At 58.0% G+C, this 14,996-nt stretch carries 15 protein-coding genes; 4 read left to right on the top strand and 11 right to left on the bottom strand.

The window, feature by feature from the left end:
* Nucleotides 1-73: 73 nt before the first annotated feature.
* The 4 genes from AB4N74_RS00965 to AB4N74_RS00980 are packed head-to-tail and all read right to left on the bottom strand — an operon-like array spanning nt 74 to nt 2,520.
* Nucleotides 74-550, bottom strand: a complete 477-nt coding sequence (locus AB4N74_RS00965; protein ID WP_099758192.1) for a DoxX family protein — start codon at nt 548-550, stop codon at nt 74-76.
* Nucleotides 547-1,305, bottom strand: a complete 759-nt coding sequence (locus tag AB4N74_RS00970; RefSeq protein ID WP_460097993.1) for an HvfC/BufC N-terminal domain-containing protein — start codon at nt 1,303-1,305, stop codon at nt 547-549. The genes AB4N74_RS00965 and AB4N74_RS00970 overlap by 4 nt, the downstream gene beginning before the upstream one ends.
* Nucleotides 1,302-2,189, bottom strand: coding sequence for an MNIO family bufferin maturase (gene bufB / locus AB4N74_RS00975; protein WP_460097994.1), 888 nt, complete (start codon nt 2,187-2,189; stop codon nt 1,302-1,304). Before bufB ends, AB4N74_RS00970 begins: the two co-directional genes overlap by 4 nt.
* Nucleotides 2,190-2,214: 25 nt before the next feature.
* A complete protein-coding gene (locus AB4N74_RS00980) occupies nt 2,215-2,520 on the bottom strand; it encodes a BufA1 family periplasmic bufferin-type metallophore (RefSeq protein WP_007918537.1) in 306 nt (101 codons plus the stop codon).
* A gap of 266 nt (nt 2,521-2,786) precedes the next feature.
* Between AB4N74_RS00980 and AB4N74_RS00985 the strand changes: the two genes are divergently transcribed.
* Together AB4N74_RS00985 and acpP are read left to right on the top strand one after the other, a co-directional pair.
* Entirely contained in the window at nt 2,787-3,038 is a 252-nt protein-coding gene (locus tag AB4N74_RS00985; protein ID WP_093438705.1) for a hypothetical protein, read from the top strand.
* A gap of 32 nt (nt 3,039-3,070) precedes the next feature.
* Complete coding sequence (gene acpP / locus AB4N74_RS00990) at nt 3,071-3,325, top strand: acyl carrier protein (RefSeq protein ID WP_460097995.1); 255 nt, start codon at nt 3,071-3,073, stop codon at nt 3,323-3,325.
* A gap of 116 nt (nt 3,326-3,441) precedes the next feature.
* On the opposite strand, the gene AB4N74_RS00995 is transcribed toward acpP, so the two are convergent.
* The 5 genes from AB4N74_RS00995 to AB4N74_RS01015 all read right to left on the bottom strand — a co-directional run bounded on the left by AB4N74_RS00995 (nt 3,442) and on the right by AB4N74_RS01015 (nt 8,443).
* Nucleotides 3,442-4,143, bottom strand: a complete 702-nt coding sequence (locus AB4N74_RS00995) for an ABC transporter ATP-binding protein (RefSeq protein WP_460097996.1) — start codon at nt 4,141-4,143, stop codon at nt 3,442-3,444.
* A complete protein-coding gene (gene livG / locus AB4N74_RS01000) occupies nt 4,144-4,911 on the bottom strand; it encodes a high-affinity branched-chain amino acid ABC transporter ATP-binding protein LivG (protein WP_041478028.1) in 768 nt (255 codons plus the stop codon).
* Entirely contained in the window at nt 4,908-6,164 is a 1,257-nt protein-coding gene (locus tag AB4N74_RS01005) for a high-affinity branched-chain amino acid ABC transporter permease LivM (protein ID WP_460097997.1), read from the bottom strand. Before AB4N74_RS01005 ends, livG begins: the two co-directional genes overlap by 4 nt.
* Entirely contained in the window at nt 6,161-7,084 is a 924-nt protein-coding gene (gene livH / locus AB4N74_RS01010; RefSeq protein ID WP_007918526.1) for a high-affinity branched-chain amino acid ABC transporter permease LivH, read from the bottom strand. Before livH ends, AB4N74_RS01005 begins: the two co-directional genes overlap by 4 nt.
* Nucleotides 7,085-7,315: 231 nt before the next feature.
* The gene (locus AB4N74_RS01015; RefSeq protein ID WP_460090061.1) at nt 7,316-8,443 is read right to left on the bottom strand and encodes a branched-chain amino acid ABC transporter substrate-binding protein; all 1,128 of its coding nucleotides are present in this window, start codon (nt 8,441-8,443) and stop codon (nt 7,316-7,318) included.
* 352 nt (nt 8,444-8,795) lie between these two features.
* Between AB4N74_RS01015 and AB4N74_RS01020 the strand changes: the two genes are divergently transcribed.
* The gene (locus AB4N74_RS01020) at nt 8,796-9,116 is read left to right on the top strand and encodes a DUF2288 domain-containing protein (RefSeq protein ID WP_095125615.1); all 321 of its coding nucleotides are present in this window, start codon (nt 8,796-8,798) and stop codon (nt 9,114-9,116) included.
* A 280-nt stretch (nt 9,117-9,396) separates the two neighbouring features.
* On the opposite strand, the gene AB4N74_RS01025 is transcribed toward AB4N74_RS01020, so the two are convergent.
* Nucleotides 9,397-11,595: a hypothetical protein gene (locus AB4N74_RS01025; RefSeq protein ID WP_093438686.1), complete on the bottom strand. Its 2,199-nt coding sequence runs from the start codon at nt 11,593-11,595 to the stop codon at nt 9,397-9,399.
* 194 nt (nt 11,596-11,789) lie between these two features.
* Between AB4N74_RS01025 and AB4N74_RS01030 the strand changes: the two genes are divergently transcribed.
* Nucleotides 11,790-12,686, top strand: a complete 897-nt coding sequence (locus AB4N74_RS01030) for an NAD(P)-dependent oxidoreductase (protein WP_460097998.1) — start codon at nt 11,790-11,792, stop codon at nt 12,684-12,686.
* Here the strand turns inward: AB4N74_RS01030 and AB4N74_RS01035 are convergent.
* On the bottom strand, nt 12,577-14,859 hold the full coding sequence (locus tag AB4N74_RS01035; protein WP_093438682.1) for a putative bifunctional diguanylate cyclase/phosphodiesterase: 2,283 nt from the start codon (nt 14,857-14,859) through the stop codon (nt 12,577-12,579). The two genes, AB4N74_RS01030 and AB4N74_RS01035, sit on opposite strands and share 110 nt — an antisense overlap.
* Between the last annotated feature and the right edge of the window lie 137 nt (nt 14,860-14,996).

Genomic DNA, 14,996 nt, shown 5'->3' on the forward strand with positions numbered 1-14,996 from the left:
GGTTCCACAGACACTTCATGTGTTGACTGAACTAACGCATTCGCGAGCAGGCTCGCTCTCACAAGGATTTTGTTTATTTTGCGAAATGGCGGGCGATCAGATGATCAATCGACAACTTGCCTGGCCCCGTCGCCATCAGGTACAGCAACACCGCCGCCCAGGTGCCGTGGGTCGGATAGGCATCGGGATACACAAACAGTTGAATGGTCAGGGTCATCCCCAACAGGGCCAACGCCGAAAAACGCGTAGCGAAGCCGATCAGAATCAGCAGCGGAAAAAAGTGCTCGGCGAACGCGGCCATGTGTGCGGCAATCTCTGGCGACAATAACGGCACGTGGTATTCGCTCTTGAACAACGGAATCGTCGAGTCGGCCAGACGTGGCCAGCCGAGTTGAAAAGTGCCGTCAATCAAATCAATGGCCAAACCTTCAACCTTGGTCTGTCCTGATTTCCAGAACACCGCGGCAATCGAGAAACGCGCAATGAACGCGATCAGGCTGTGGGGGATTTTTTCCAGCAGCGCAATGGCGCGGGTGATGAGCGTTTTCATGGCAGTTCCTTGTTATTCAAGTGGGTAATGGCGTTGTGCGCGATCAGCAAGCCGAGGGTTTGCGCGAGGTCGAACTCAGGGCTGTTTTCCGCCGCTTTCAGCAGTGGCTGGCCATCGATCAGGCTGCGGATAAACGTACTGGCGCCGGGGTCGAGGGCAAACACTTCGACGTCCAGGCCATTGCGCAATACCAGCGCGTGTTGCCTTTGGTTGATGTCGACGGCCTCCAGTGTCGCGTCGTGTTGATGTGCACCCCAGATCGCCACCACGGCATAGGTTGAGTCGAGCAGGTGCAGGGAGGGATGAAGGTCGAGGCGCAGCTCACTCAGCGTTTGCGCATCAGTCAGGGCTGCCGTGATTTCTTCTGGCCGGACGGGCAGGGCGTCGGCGGCGTGATAGGCGAGGGTGCGCAGGTGCTCAAGGCGCGCCACGTCGGCCAGATAAGGCACGCTGCCGGCCGGTTCAAACGCTGCAATGAAGTCCGCAAATTGTTCGCCGTAGCAGCTCATCAACCGACTTTGCGGCGGTTGCTGTTGTACGAAAACGGCCGCCATGGCGCGGAAGAATTCTTCGCCCACCAATTGCGCAACCACCGGATAGCTGTCGCCCAACGCATTGCTCAGCGAGCCCTGCACGTTGTTGCGATACACCGCGAAACGGCTCGCCGGATCAGCGCCGTTGGCACTGCACAGACCTTTGGGGCAGGGCAGCCGCGTGTCGATGAGCGCAGCCGCGAAAGCGCGTTGAGTGCTCATGTGCGGCCTCCGGCCTCGCGCAAAAGCGCATCAGCCTGTTGCACCTCGACCAGAAGCACTGCGAACGCCGGCACTTGATTGTCGCGTTCGATCAATGTCGCCACCGGGCCGGTGCGCTGCAGTACTTGCCGGTACAAATTCCAGACGGCTTGATCGATCGGCGCGCCGTGATCATCGATCAGCAAACGATCGCCGAGGCTGTCGCTATCTTCGGCAAACCCGGCCAGATGAATCTCGCCAACCCTGTGCAGGGGCAGGGCATCGAGATAGGCCAGCGGATCACGCTGATGGTTCACACAGGAAACGTAGACATTGTTGACGTCGAGCAACAGGCCACAGCCACTGCGGCGGATGACCTCTGCGATGAAGTCTGCCTCATCGATCGTCGAGCGCTCGAACGCCAGATAGGTTGCCGGATTCTCCAGCAGCATGGGTCGTTGCAGGGTGTTCTGCACCTGATCGATATGTTCGCAGACGCGGTTCAGCGTCGGCGTGTCATAGGCCAGTGGCAGCAGGTCATTGAGAAACACCGGGCCGTGGCTCGACCAGGCCAGATGTTCGGAAAAGGATTGCGGTTGATAGCGCCGAATCAGTTCGGCGAGGCGCTTGAGGTGCTGTTCATCCAGCGGCCCTTCAGCACCGATGGACAAGCCGACACCGTGTAGCGACAGCGGATACTGCTCGCGGATCAAACCGAGAAAATGATGAAACGGACCGCCGGCCACCATGTAGTTTTCAGCGTGGACTTCGAAGAAGCCGATGTCCGGTGATGAGCCGAGCACTTCACGAAAGTGCCCGGTCTTGAGTCCCAGCCCGGCACGGGGCGGGAGCCCGGTGAGGGCTGCCTGAGTGCGGGGTTGGGCATGGTCATTGAGGGTGAGCATGATCGTCACTCAGGCAGTTCGCGGATCAGGACTTGGCTTTGAACGCTTCCATCTGACCGAAACCGGTCGGCGAGGTCTTGCTCTCGGTGGTGGCGCAGGTGCCTTTCGGAACCAGTTTCCAGGCGTTGGCCTGGTAGTCCATTTTCGACGTGCCGGCACAAGTGGTGCCTGCGCCTGCGGCGCAATCGTTGTGACCTTTCATGGCCACGCCGAAGCATTTTTCCATGTCGGCGTCAGCGGCGTGGACGGTCGATACAGCAGCCATGCTCAGGGCAGAACCGAGGGCCAGAACCAGGGCAGTGGCGGACAGGGTGCGAGTGGTAGCAGTCATGATGTTTCTCCAGTCTTGTTCAGGGTTTTTACAAGCGGTTTGTGCTTGCTTACCCCACTAGAGAACGCTCACTGCGATGCGTTACAGCAACGCTCAAATCTTTTTCAAAAGAACACACGCACATCGCCGGTGGAAGCAGAGGTAACCCAAGGAATTGAATAATGGTTATCGTAAATGGTTATTAAAAACTGTCATTTCTGACAGTTGGCAGGGTTTTCCGACTGAGTATATTGGGCTTGTGGCGGTACACATCAGGGAGAAAGACCATGAATTTGTCCGAATTGAAAAAGCTCGTGCAAGCCAGGATCGACGAGAAGGCCAATATCATCCTGGATGAAAAGGTTGTTAATGACGGCGCTGCATTTGGTGAACTGCAGATCTATTTTTGCCTGCGTCGCATTCTGAATAAAAAAGCCACTCTTGAAGATTTTGGTGTCTTGCACGCGGTGAGTGATTTGCTGCAGGCGACGGGCGTTATTTCTGCGAATCAGACGCTGGGCTCAAGAGTTGCCCCCTGATTCGGGACATTTCCTCGCGGCAGGAACAGTCAATGAAAAGTGAGGTGTTGGAAATGAACGATTTAGAGCGTTTGAAAAAGATAGTCATACAGTTTGGAATCGATGAAAAAGAGATCAAAAACGAAAGCAGCTTTATCGGCGATCTCGGGATTGACGACCTGAAGAAGGTTGAGTTGGTGATGGCGATTGAGGAGGAGTTTGATATGGATATCCCGGACAATGCATCCGAGACCTTAATAACGGTGCAGGACGTGATCAATTATGTGAGTGATCACAATCATGTGTGATCATTCCCACACAGGCAACCTACTCTGCCCCGAAGCTGCCGAGGGCCGCTCCCAACAGGGGAATCCCAAGTACAAAAAAAACGACCCGAAGGCCGTTTTTTGTTGGCTGAAACACATCAACCGCCGAGGTACGCCTCGCGTACTTTCGGGTCGGTCAGCAGCGCTTCACCGGTGCCTTGCATGACCACACGGCCGTTCTCCAGAACGTAGGCGCGGTCAGCGATTTTCAGCGCCTGGTTGGCGTTCTGCTCGACCAGGAACACCGTCACACCATCCTTGCGCAGCATTTCGATGATGTCGAAAATCTGCTGGATGATGATCGGTGCCAGGCCCAGCGACGGCTCGTCAAGCAGCAGCAGTTTTGGCTTGCTCATCAGCGCACGGCCGATGGCGAGCATTTGCTGTTCGCCGCCGGACATGGTGCCGCCGCGCTGGTTGAAGCGTTCTTTCAGGCGCGGGAACAGGCCGAGGACCTTGTCCATTTGTTCCTGATAGTCGCCCTTGTCGGTGAAGAAGCCGCCCATGGAGAGGTTTTCTTCAACGGTCAGACGGGCGAATACCCGACGACCTTCCGGCACCACCGCGATGCTCTTGCGCATGATCTGCGACGAGTCCTGGCCGACCAGTTCCTCACCCATGTAGCGGATGCTGCCGCTATGCGCTTGCGGCGAACCGCAGAGCGTCATCAGCAGCGTGGACTTGCCGGCACCGTTGGCGCCGATCAGGGTCACGATCTCGCCCTGACGGATTTCGACGTTGACGCTGTGCAGGGCCTGGATCTTGCCGTAGAAGGTGGAAACGTTTTCGAACTGCAGCATTTACGCTTCCCCCAGGTAGGCTTTGATCACTTCAGGATTGTCGCGGATCTGTTCCGGTGTGCCGTCGGCCAGAGGCGTGCCTTGGTTGATCACGACGATGTGGTCGGAAATGCTCATGACCAGTTTCATGTCGTGTTCGATCAACAGCACGGTGACGTTGTGCTCTTCACGCAGCACGCCGATCAGCGCCTTGAGGTCTTCGGTTTCCTTCGGGTTCAGACCGGCCGCCGGTTCGTCGAGCATGAGGATCCGTGGACGGGTCATCATGCAGCGAGCGATTTCCAGACGCCGTTGCTGACCGTAGGCCAGGGTGCCGGCGGTACGGTTGGCGAACTCTTTGAGGTTGACCTTTTCCAGCCAGTACTCGGCAAATTCCATGGCCTCGCGCTCGCTTTTGCGAAACGCCGGGGTCTTGAACAGACCGGCCAGGAAGTTGGTGTTCAGGTGACGATGCTGAGCGATCAACAAGTTTTCGACCGCCGTCATGTCCTTGAACAAGCGCACGTTCTGGAAGGTGCGCACCACGCCTTTGAGGGCGATCTTGTGGCCCGGCAGGCCTTGGATCGGCTCGCCGTCCAGCAGGATGCTGCCGCCGGTGGGCTGATAGAAACCGGTCAGGCAGTTGAACACAGTGGTCTTGCCCGCGCCGTTCGGCCCGATCAATGCCACCACCTGTTTCTCTTTGACGGTCAGGGCCACACCGTTGACCGCCAGCAAGCCGCCGAAGCGCATGCTCAGGTTTTCGACTTTAAGAATCTCGCGGCTCATTTTCGCAACTCCATGTGTGGGCGTTGCATCGGCAGCAGACCTTGTGGACGCCAGATCATCATCAACACCATCAGGGCGCCGAACATCAACATCCGGTACTCGCTGAACTCACGCATCATTTCCGGCAACAGGATCATCACCACGGCCGCGAGAATCACGCCCAGTTGCGAGCCCATGCCACCCAGCACGACGATGGCGAGGATGATCGCCGACTCGATGAAGGTGAACGACTCCGGCGTCACCAGACCCTGACGTGCAGCGAAGAAGCTACCGGCGAAACCGGCGAACGCAGCGCCGAGGGTGAAGGCGGACAGCTTGATGATCGTCGGATTCAGCCCCAGCGCACGGCAAGCGATTTCGTCTTCACGCAGCGCTTCCCATGCACGGCCGATCGGCATGCGCAGCAGGCGGTTGATGACGAACAGCGCCGCCAGCGCCAGCAACAGGGCAACGAGGTAGAGGAAGATCACCTTGTTGATCGAGTTGTATTGCAGGCCGAAATACTCGTGGAAGGTTTGCATGCCTTCCGCAGCTTTGCGTTCGAAGGTCAGACCGAAGAACGTCGGTTTCTCGATGTTGCTGATGCCGTTCGGACCGCCAGTGATGTCGGTCAGGTTACGCAGGAACAGACGGATGATCTCGCCGAAGCCGAGGGTTACGATCGCCAGATAGTCACCGCGCAAACGCAACACCGGGAAGCCCAGCAGGAAACCGAACGTCGCCGCCATCAGGCCGGCAATCGGCAGGCAGATCCAGAAGCTCAGGCCGTAGTAGTGCGACAACAGCGCATAGCTGTAGGCGCCGACGGCGTAGAAGCCGACGTAACCGAGGTCAAGCAGACCGGCCAGACCGACGACGATGTTCAGGCCGAGGCCGAGCATCACGTAGATCAGGATCAGCGTCGCGATGTCCACCGCGCCACGCGAGCTGAAGAACGGCCACACCAGCGCCACCAGAATCAGCGCAATGATGAAATAGCGCTGGGTGGTCGGCAGAGTCAGGAAGTTGCTGGCCTTGGCCGGAATCAGCGGCAAGCCCGGCGAGGATCGCCAGGCCTTGCTGATCTGCTGATTGAACAGCACGCGCAGGAACATCAGTACCGAGCAGATGGCGATGGTCGCCAGCACGGCCGGGCTGGTGTTGTGCACTTCCAGGTTGATGCCGACGATGGTCAGTTTCAGACCGAGTACCGGGTAGGCCACGGCCCACACCAGCAAAGCGCTGAACAGCGCCTGTTTAAGATTCCTAGTCATACTTTCTCAACCTCCGGACGGCCCAGAATGCCGGTCGGACGGAACAACAGCACCAGAACCAACAAGCCGAAAGCCACGACGTCCTTGTACTGGTCGCCGAAGATATCGGCACCAAAGGCTTCCGCCACCCCAAGCACCAGCCCGCCGAGCATGGCGCCGGGGATGCTGCCGATACCGCCCAGTACCGCTGCGGTGAAGGCTTTGAGGCCGACGAGGAAACCGGCGTTCGGGTTGATTACGCCGTACTGCATGCTCAGCAGCACAGCCGCAACGGCCGCCAGCGCGGCACCGATGACGAAGGTCAGGGCAATGATGTTGTTGGTGTTGATGCCGAGCAGGTTGGCCATCTTGATGTCTTCGGCGCAGGCGCGGCAGGCGCGACCCAGGCGAGAGCGGGAGATGAACAGGGTCAGGCCGAGCATGGCGATCAGGGTCACCACGAACACCACGATCTGCATGTAGGAAATCAGCACTTCTTGTGCGCCACCTGGGCCGAAGGCAATGTTGCCCGGAATCAGGTTGGGGATAGCTTTGTCCTTGGAGTCTTGCGCCAGCAGAACGGTGTTCTGCAGGAAGATCGACATACCGATCGCGGAAATCAGCGGGATCAGACGGTTGCTGCCGCGCAACGGGCGGTAGGCAATGCGTTCGATGCTGTAACCGTAGGAACTGGTGACGACGATGCTGGCGATAAACGCTGCGGTCATCAACAGCGGGACACTGTCGAGTCCCATCATGGTCAGCCCGGCGATGGCGATGAACGCCACGTAGGAACCGATCATGTACACCTCGCCGTGGGCGAAGTTGATCATTCCAATGATGCCGTAAACCATCGTGTAGCCGATGGCGATCAGGGCATACATGCTGCCAACGTTCAGGCCGTTAACCAGCTGTTGGAAGAAGTGATAGATGTCAGGCATTACAGCGCTCCTAAAAACCTGATACGCATTTCACTGGTGGAGTCATTTTCCCGCCCGGCCCCGTGGATCTTTATCCACTTCGAATCCGGGTTTTGCCAGCGAACCGCTGATGACGGTTTTGAGATTTTCAGGTGGGGAGACTGGCGGATCACGCCAGCGCGGCCCAATACATTCGTAAAACAAAGCCCACGGCACGCCGTGGGCTTTATTGGCAGTCAGTCAGGCAGCGCCTTACTGAGGCGACACTTCGGTTTTCGGCTTGCCGTTGTGCCACTCGTAGACCACGAATTTGAAGTCTTTCAAGTCGCCCTTGGCGTCGAAGCTCAGCTCGCCAGTAGGCGTCTTGAAGGTGCCGGCGTGAATGGCTTCAGCCACTTTCGCCGCGTCTTCGGACTTGGCTGCCTTGATGCCTTCGGCAATCACTTCAACCGCCGAGTAGGAAGGGAACACGAACGGGCCGCTCGGGTCTTCTTTCTTCGCCTTGAAAGCATCGGCCAGGGCAATGTTGGCTGGATCCTGGTCGAAGGATTTCGGCAGGGTCACCAGCAGGCCTTCGGCCGCGTCTTTGGCGATCTGGGTGATCGAGTCGTTACCCACGCCTTCCGGACCCATGAACTTGGCTTTCAGGCCTTTTTCCTGGGCTTGACGCAGAATCAGACCCAGCTCCGGGTGGTAGCCGCCGTAGTAAACGAAGTCGACGTTGGCTTGTTTGAGTTTGGCGATGATCGCCGAGAAGTCTTTGTCGCCGGCGTTGACGCCTTCGAACACGGCAACCTTGGTGCCTTTCTTCTCGAGGGTCGATTTCACAGCGGTGGCGATGCCTTCACCGTACTGCTGTTTGTCGTGCAGCACGCCAACGATTTTCGGTTTGACGTGATCGGCAATGTAGTTACCGGCGGCAGGGCCCTGGGCGCTGTCGAGACCGATGGTGCGGAAGATCATTTTGTAACCACGGGCGGTGATGTCCGGGCTGGTGGCAGCCGGGGTGATCATGATCACGCCTTCGTCTTCGTAGATGTCCGAAGCCGGTTGAGTGGAGCTGGAGCACAGGTGACCAACCACGAACTTGACGCCGTCGTTGACGACCTTGTTCGCGACCGCTACCGCTTGTTTCGGATCGCAGGCATCGTCGTATTCAACGGCTTCGAGCTTCTTGCCGTCGACGCCGCCCTTGGCGTTGATTTGCTCGATGGCCATTTTCGCGCCACTGAACTGCATGTCGCCGTACTGGGCTACAGGACCGGTTTTAGGACCGGCGATACCGATTTTGATGGTGTCAGCTGCGAACGAATGGCTGGCAACCCCGGCCAGAACCATAGCGGCAAACAGTTTGGAAATCTGCTTAGTAGCCTTAGTCATAGTGCTCCACTCTTACTGTTGTAATTTTTTTGAGTTCTGGCGCCGTAGCAGCAGAACCGGGTCAGATATCTTTGCGATACCCTCCGGAAATGCCCCCGGCAACTGTACCGGTACAGTGTAGAGCGCCGGTTGTCAGCCTGGGAAGCGGGCGCCGAGGGGCAAAACTTCGGGGTGTCGCATTTTTGAATGAAAAAGACAGAATTGCGGCGGGGCGTTCGTGGGCATATATCCCAATCAGCAGCATTCCCTGGCGTTCCTGCTCTTTTCGTTCGGTGCAGCCATTTGCAACCGGGTTTTGCTGGCGGACCACCGACGTTATTATTCGCGTCGATTTCTTTTCCGGACAGCACCCATGAATCAAGAACCTAGCACCCTCTATGCCAAGCTGCTTGGTGAAACCGCATCTATTACCTGGAAAGAGTTGGAGCCGTTCTTCGCGAAGGGTGCCCTATTGTGGGTCGACCCTGCGCTGGATTTGATCGCCGCTGCCGAGGCCGTGGCGTCGGATGATGGCGAGAAAGTGGCTGCCTGGCTGGCCGAAGACAGACTCGCCAAGCTGTCTGAAACGCGGGCGCTGGATCTTTTCGAGCGCGATCCGTCGTTGTGGGCGGTGGTGGTTTCGCCGTGGATTATGATCCAGGAAAGGGCAGTCGCTGCTGACGTCGCACCGTGATAGTGCGACCAGCCATCAGCGAAAAGTGTGTAGCGGAGTAGCGTGATGGCACGTTGCCGTAGAGAAACACCACAAGCGCAGGCGGGCTCACGGTGACGTAAACGTAACGGGAACAGTTTAGTAAGCAGCCTAACGGCTGCTTAATTGTTTCTGGATATTGGAAAGGCCGAAATCTTCAGGGAATCGGCTGACCCCTTCGCGAGCAAGCTCGCTCCCACAGGGGAACGCATTCCAAATGTGGGAGCGAGCTTGCTCGCGAAGGGGGCGACTCGGTCGTGGATCAGACCGTGAATGATTTGCCGGTATGGTTATTGAGGGAAATAACCTTGGTCTTGCCAATCCGGTGACGGTAAATCTCGCGCAGGTACTTGATCGACTTCTTCACGCAATCACGCGACAAACGAATGTCGTTGATCGAGACAAACTTCTCTTTGTCGTTGATCAACTCGCGGTACTTCTTCTCGTACATCGGTTTTATTGCATACCAGTTAGTGTCGAGGATCTTCGCCGGGTTCTCGAATTCGTTGAGCAGGTCGTCGATGCGGTCTTCGTCGAACTCTTCGTTGATGATGAAATCGAGGATCGAGTTGTCCAGGGTCTCGTCGAAACGGTACGGGTTCTTCGCGAAGCAGCGCTTGATGAACGCCACGATCAAGGTCAGGAAGTCATCCGACAGGCACGGGCTCTTCGCGATCAGGGTGGTCAGCGAGAGGTTGGCCGAGGCGCCGATCACCAGCGCGTAACGCTTGAGCGTGGTATTCGGGAACAGGCTGTTGAGGTGAGTCTTCAACCGGTTCAGGTCCATGTACGACAGCTTGTAGTCTTTCGGCAACGAGACAATCGAGACCACCGACGAGCAGTTCTTGAAGAAGTGCAGGTCGTGCAGTGCGGCGGCGTCGTAGCCGGAATTCTTGTACTGCTCCAGCGAAGCGCGATAACGCTTGGATTCGATCGGCAACAGGCTGATGCCTTCAATCGCCTGCGTGACCTTGTTGAAGTGCGGCAGGTCGATCGAGCGGAAGAACAGGTCGTCGATGTTCAGACGCTGCGGCTCTTTGTCGAATACCTTGAATTTGTCGCTGCTCGGCGGCGGGGTTTCCGGCACCACCGATTCGGCGTAGGCAATTGCCACCGGGCCAGCCAGACTCATGAACAGGTCGTTGGCGTCGAGGCGAATGGTTTCGCCGATGTCGATGCCGGCGCGGCGGAAGTAGTTCTGGTCGTAGTCCGTGGTGACGGCCTGCGCTGTCAGAATGTTGAAGATCTGCTGCGAGATGTATTGATTGGCGTGCTTCTCCATCGCATTGACATCAATGTTCTGGATGTTGCCGTCATCGCTTTCTTCGGCGTAACGCATGATGTCGTTGGAGATCAGCATCATCGCGTTCCAAGGGCGGATACGTCCCATGACGCTGGCTTCGCTGCTGTCTTCATTGGCGAAGTTGTAGGAGAAATCCCATTCTTCCGAAAGGTATTTGCACAGCAGGCGCCCGGCGTTGATGTGCAGCGCCTCGGACATTTCGCTGCGGTGATCGGAAATGTTCGGCAGCACGCAGATGCCGCTGGTGAAGATCGGTTCGAACACGAACGAATGCCCGCTCTTGCCGTCATGCTCATCCATCGGCTTGGTGTCGAACGTCTTGTTCATGTACGAGTGCTGCTGCGCCAGGCCGAATTCCGAGGCCATGCCGGAACCGGTACCGCCGCCGGCACTGAAGATCGAGAAATACAGGCGCGACTGGTTGGCCTTGATGCCGCAGCTGTCGATCAGGTAAGAATGGATCATTTTCCAGTCAGGGCTGGAGAAACGCTGGGTGTCCTTGTTGAGGATGATCTTCGCCAGATACTGGCCGAGGATCGGCGCGTTACCGGCGCCACCGGCGTGGACTTCGGACAAGTCCATGATCTTCATTTTGCTGTAGTCGCGCAGGAAGCCGCTTTTCTCGCCCTTGCGCGAGAAACGGATGCGCCCGGCGATGTCCTTGTCGAGGTCGCCGAGCATCACCAGCGGTTCGACCAGGAACACCGGTTTGGTCGATTTGTTCGGGCCGATGCGCAGGTTGTTCTTGATCCACTGGGCCGGGCTGTAGCCCTTGTCGGCCAGACGCCGATCTGCCGCGCGGTCTTCGTTGTTGAATTCGTTGAGGTAGAACTTGCGCGCGTTGTACACCAGCTCCGCGACATCGAGCGCGATGTTGGAGCCGCAGCGACCGAGGCCGATCAGACACACCGACGGGAATTCCTGATCGTTGTGCTGTTCGTTATCGCCTTCCAGGTGCGGCGGGCGCGGGAACACCAGATCACGCAAACCGTCGAGATTGTCGAGGATGCGGTCGGTATTGGTTTCGGTGAAGTACAGGTATTGCTGAGTCGACAGCGGGCGCGACGGCAGCAATGGCTTCGACGGTGACGGGCTGTTGGCGGCGGGGCTCAAAGTCAGATCGGATACCGCAGTGGCGGGATTGTTTTTAGAAGTCATTGTGCGCCATATACCTGGACTGGGTTGGCTCGCGGGCTTTTGCCTGCGAACCTCACGGAATAAGATCTCGCGTCTTTGTGCGCGAATTGAGCCCGAGCATCAGGTTTTTGGCCTGACTGTCGCTGGGGGGAATCCTTTCCTGATCGTTGATGAATCGGCCATTATTCGGCGATCTTTAATCGAAAAGAGGCAAAATGATGTCAACGCTACCTTCGTTGGGGTTCGCCGGAATCGGTCTGATGGGCCTGCCCATGTGCCGGCGTCTGTTGGCGGCGGGTTATCCGCTGACCGTGTGGAACCGCAACCCGGCCAAGTGCGGGCCATTGGTCGAGGCCGGCGCGCGACAGGTAGCGAGCCCCGCTGAACTGTGCGAACACGCCGACGTGGTGATGCTGTGTCTGGCCGACACGGCGGTGGTTCGCCAGGTGGTTTTTGGTGCTGAAGGTATCGCCGAAGGCGCGAAAAACGGCCAGTTGCTGGTGGACTTTTCCAGCCTTGAGCCGACCGCCACGCGCGAGATGGCCACAGAACTGGCGGAGAAAACCGGCATGGCCTGGCTGGATTCACCGGTGTCCGGCGGCGTGGTCGGTGCCGAGGCGGGCAGTCTGGCAATCATGGTCGGTGGTGACGCTGCGGATCTTGAGCGGGTGCGCCCGGTGTTGCTCAATCTCGGTCAGCGCGTCACGCACATGGGCAGAATCGGCGCAGGGCAGGTGACCAAGGCCTGCAATCAGATGATCGTCGCCTGCAATGCTTTGGTCATCGCTGAAGTGGTGGCACTTGCCGAACAGGCTGGAGTCGACGCGAGCCTGATCGCTGAAGCGTTGGCCGGCGGTTTTGCCGATTCGAAACCGCTGCAGATCCTCGCCCCGCAAATGGCTGACAGCCGTTTCGAACCGATCAAATGGCACGTGCGCACATTGCTCAAGGATCTCGACACCGCCGTCAAATTCTCCCGCGAACAGGGTTCGGCGACGCCGATCAGCGGATTGGCCGCACAACTGATGCGCCTGCATGGGGCGCAAGGCTATTTGGCGCAGGATCCAGCGACACTGGTGCAAATGTACCGCGCGCCAGAATCAGCGGATTGACCGTGTGTGAATGCTTGCGCTGATTGATTTCTTCCAGCACCGGGCGCAACTCGTCCAGCGGCACGGGGCGACTGAGCAGGTAACCCTGGATGAAATCGCAGCCCGAGCGTTCAAGGAATTCGTACTGCTCCAGACTTTCGACGCCTTCGGTCACCACCTGCAAATGCAGGGTGTGCGCCATGACGATGATCGCCTGGACGATCTCCATGTCGGCGGTTGCCGTGGGAATGTCGAGGATAAACGAGCGGTCGATTTTCAGGGTGTTGAGCGGCAGGCGTTTGAGGTAGGCCAGCGAGGAATAACCGGTGCCGAAGTCGTCGATCGACAGTGAGACGCCAAGCGCGCGGATCTGTCTCAGCAATACCAGGGTGTTGGCAATGTTGCCCATCAACGCGTTTTCGGTGACTTCCAGTTCCAGCCGTCCCGGCGCCACCCCGGCGGTGCGTAATGCGCTTTCGATTTCCGTGGCCAGTTCTTCCCGGGCGAGGTTGAGTGGTGAGCAGTTCCAGGCAATTTTCAGTTCTTCGCAACCATGCCGCGAGAGTTCGCCCAGATCCTTGCAGGCCCGGCGCAGCACCCAATTATCCAGCTCGGCAATCAGACCGTTATTTTCAGCGATGGAGATAAAGCGATCCGGGGTCAGCAACCCGTGCAGTGGATGCTGCCAGCGGATCAGTGCTTCAAGCTTGGTGACGCGGCCGGTCTTCAGTTCGAAGATTGGTTGGTAATACAGCGTCAGGCCGTTTTCTTCGCGCAAGGCGTGGCGCAATTCTTCTTCCAGTTGCAGCTCGAAGCTGGCGCGGGTCTTGAGGTTGGAACTGAAAAAATGCAGGCCGTTGCGCCCTGCGCCTTTGGATTGATACAGCGCCAGATCCGCGTGTTTGAGCAATTCTTCGCAGGTGCTGCCATCCTCCGGAAACAGACTGATGCCGATGCTGGTGGTCATCACCATGCGGCGTCCGGCGAGTTCGATCGGCTCCTTCATCTTGAGCATGATGCGCTGGGCCATGTTGCGGGCTTCTTCGCGGTCACGCAGATTGATGAGGATGCAGAACTCGTCGCCGCCGAAACGCGCGACCACGTCTTCATGGCTGCGCACCGAGCCTTTGATGTGCTGGGCGATGACTTTGAGCAGTTCGTCACCGGCGTCATGGCCGAGGCTGTCGTTGATCCGCTTGAAGTGGTCGATGTCGAGAAACATCACCGCGAGCATGCCGCCTTCGCTGGTTTTCTGGCTGAGTTTCTCGGCGAAGATCTGGTTGAAACCGCGCCGGTTGATCAGGTTGGTCAGTGCGTCGTAGTTGGCCGCTTGTTGCAGCGACATGCGCGCCTGATCGAGCTGGCTGAGCAGGGCGTTGACGCGGCGCAGGTCCTCTTCTTTGTTCTGCAGTTTCTTGTCGGCCAGCGCCGCACTGATCGCACTGCCAAGGATCAGCAGGATGATCAGCGCCACGGTCAGGCCCAGTTGCAGATGCCCGTTATCGCCGCCGCTCGCTATCAGGCCTCCCTCGGGAAGAACCAGATCCAGCGCAGCCATGCCGGTGAAATGCATGCTGATGATGCCGGCGCCGAGAATCAGCGCAGCGCCGTACTTGAGCAAATGATGCGCCACGCCGCTGCCTTCGCTCAGATAGCGGGCCACCCACAGCGCGGCAAAACTGGCGCCGATGGCGATCGCCACAGACAGCGCGAACAGTCCTGGCTGATAGTAGGCGGTGGCGCTCGACTTCATCGCCGCCATGCCAACGTAATGCATGCCGGCGATGCCCAGGCCGATGACAAACGCGGTTTTCAAGCAATGCAACGCACTCGGCTGCGCTTCGCTCAAAGTTTGCATGGCCAGCCAAGAGGCGAGCAGGGCGATCAGCAACGAGAAAAGGGTGATACCAAGGTCGTACTGAATGTCGATCGGTGTCTGGAAAGCCAGCATGCCGATAAAATGCATGGCCCAGATGCCGCCAGCCAGGCAGGTCGCACCGATCCAGCGCCAGCTCCGCCGCGATCCCGGATCTTCGGCATTTACAACGCGCTCAGCCATATCCAGGGTGGCGAAACTGGCTGCGCAGGCGACCAGATACGCAACCATCACCAGGAGAGGGTTGTGACTGCAATCGAGGATGACCTGCCCGCTCTCCGGCAGCTCGGCAACAAACTGCAAACCAAGCCACTCCATAGCATGCCCCGTCTCTGAAGTCGTCCCGAGTGCGCGTTGAACGCAGTTGAATGTCAGGAGTATAGAGGCCGATTTCGGCGTGCAAGCGGTAGTGGCACATTGGCGCTAATGATTTTGGCATTAGCGTCATAGCGATT

The organism is Pseudomonas sp. H3_C08, assembly GCF_054669455.1.